We start from the raw sequence: 1,906 nt of genomic DNA on the forward strand, positions 1-1,906 counted from the left end.
TATTCGTAATGATCTCGAGAGTACTGGTCGTTTCGCACCATTAGATAACCAGGATTTGGTTTCTCGACCCACTGAACAATCACAGGTCAATTTTGCAGATTGGCGTTTATTACGTTCCGAAGGGCTTGTTATCGGCAAAATCAGCAGTCAGGATGGCGAGAACTACCAGGTTCAATTCCAATTGTTTGATGTTTACCGTGGTCAGCAATTGGCCGGAAAACGTTACCAGGTGCCTGCATCTGGATTGCGTGCATTAGGCCATCAGATTGCAGATGTTATCTATGAAACATTAACCGGCGAAAAAGGTATTTTTTCAACGCGTCTGGCGTTTGTCACACAAATAACGGCTGGTGATGGTAAAAAACGTTTCGCTTTACAGATATCGGATGCTGATGGAGCAAATCCACGGACTGTATTACAATCTACTCAACCGATTATGTCGCCGTCCTGGGGACCTGATGGCAATCAATTAGCCTATGTATCATTTGAGAATGGCAAAACAGAGGTTTTTGTTCAGCAGTTGCAAAGCGGACAACGCAAGTCAGTTGCCTCCTTTGAAGGCATAAATAGCGCACCGGCTTGGTCGCCTGATGGCAAAAAGCTGGCCCTGACTCTGTCGAGAAATGGTAACCCGGAAATTTATGTCATGGAATTAGCCAATGGTGATTTAATACGGGTCACTAATAATGCTCAGGCGATTGATACTGAAGCAGTCTGGTCACGCGATGGCAATGAGATTTACTTTACTTCTGACCGTGGTGGTCGACCACAAATTTACAAAGTTTCAGCAAATGGTGGTAGAGCTGAACGGATAAGTTTTGAAGGAAATTACAATGCTTCACCTGATTTATCACCAGATGGAAGCAAACTGGCCATGGTACATGGTGCCAATGGTGGTTTTTATATTGCTGTACAGGATTTGAAAACCGGCGCAATGCAAGTTTTGACGGATTCAGGAAGAGCTGAATCGCCGAGTTTCGCGCCGAATGGCCAAATGATCCTGTATGCTACTGAGCAAAAAGGTAGCGGTGTTTTAGCTGCTGTCTCTGTTGATGGCCGGATCCATCAACGTTTGAGCGAATCCGGAACTGTTGTGCGTGAACCAGCATGGTCTCCGCTGAAAAAATAATTTATGTCAGGAGTGTTTGTTATGAATCGTTATAAGTTCTCGGCTCTACTTATTGCATTGTTTTTACTCAATGCCTGTAGCGGTAATGCCACAAAAGATGGAACCGATGATGTGTTGGTTGAGGAGCGTAATGGCGCATCAACTTCAGGTGTTACTGGTCAAGGAGCTGATGGTAGCGATCTGGGAGCAGAAGCAAGTGTTATTGTTGGCGAAGATGGTTATGCAGGAAGTGAATTGAATGATCCATCCAACCCTCTCTCCAATCGGGTAATCTACTTTGATTACGATAGCGCCAGTGTAAGACCACAAGATCAACCTATCGTCGAGGCTCACGCAGCTTATTTGGGTAAAAATCCTAATCTGACTGTCCGTCTTGAAGGTCATACTGATGAGCGGGGCTCGCGTGAATATAATCTCGCATTAGGTGAACGACGTGCTTTATCTATTCGTCAGTTACTGATGTTGCAGGGCGCTAGTGCCCAACAATTTCGTGTGACAAGCTTTGGTGAAGAACGTCCTGCCGTTGATGGTAGTGATGAATCTGCATGGTCACAAAACCGTCGAGTTGAAATAATTTACATTGGTCGTTGATATGCCTTTTAAAAAGCAAAAACAACTTGCAATCGTATTAATGGTGGGCGCTATATTGGCGCCCGCTGTTTCTTGGGCTGAAGAAGAAGCTTTACAGGCTCGCGTGGATAGGTTGGAACGTATTATTCAGGGGCAGGGATTAACCTCCTTGCTCACTCAGGTTGATCAATTGCAGCGTGAGATTCA

The 1,906-nt window shown here is 45.1% G+C and carries 2 protein-coding genes and 1 pseudogene; all 3 read left to right on the plus strand.

Translation table 11 applies throughout. The features are described 5' to 3' along the window. On the plus strand, positions 1-1,129 hold a 1,129-nt coding region (gene tolB, locus B3182_RS14750), incomplete at its 5' end, for a Tol-Pal system beta propeller repeat protein TolB (protein ID WP_292753319.1). Between the two features lie 21 nt (positions 1,130-1,150). Then, positions 1,151-1,720: a peptidoglycan-associated lipoprotein Pal gene (pal, locus tag B3182_RS14755; protein ID WP_292358150.1), complete on the plus strand. Its 570-nt coding sequence runs from the start codon at positions 1,151-1,153 to the stop codon at positions 1,718-1,720. A gap of 1 nt (position 1,721) precedes the next feature. Continuing rightward, positions 1,722-1,906 (plus strand): annotated as a pseudogene (locus B3182_RS14760) (tol-pal system protein YbgF); the annotation flags it as partial.

The organism is Methylophaga sp. UBA4204, assembly GCF_002379485.1.
Classification (GTDB): domain Bacteria; phylum Pseudomonadota; class Gammaproteobacteria; order Nitrosococcales; family Methylophagaceae; genus Methylophaga.